The organism is Cupriavidus oxalaticus, assembly GCF_038900635.1.
GTDB lineage: Bacteria > Pseudomonadota > Gammaproteobacteria > Burkholderiales > Burkholderiaceae > Cupriavidus > Cupriavidus oxalaticus_B.
In genome coordinates this window covers 1-255 of the sequence record NZ_JAYMRX010000120.1, presented here as the reverse complement: position 1 = coordinate 255, position 255 = coordinate 1, and the positions used below count along the sequence as shown (strand labels likewise).

1 rRNA gene is annotated in these 255 nt (G+C 57.3%); it reads right to left on the bottom strand.

The window, feature by feature from the left end:
• A 16S ribosomal RNA gene (locus tag VSR71_RS35240) occupies positions 1 to 255 on the bottom strand; the annotation flags it as partial.

Genomic DNA, 255 nt, shown 5'->3' with positions numbered 1-255 from the left:
GATCAGGGTTGCCCCCATTGTCCAAAATTCCCCACTGCTGCCTCCCGTAGGAGTCTGGGCCGTGTCTCAGTCCCAGTGTGGCTGATCGTCCTCTCAGACCAGCTACTGATCGTCGCCTTGGTAGGCTTTTACCCCACCAACTAGCTAATCAGACATCGGCCGCTCCTATCGCGCGAGGCCTTGCGGTCCCCCGCTTTCACCCTCAGGTCGTATGCGGTATTAGCTAATCTTTCGACTAGTTATCCCCCACGACAG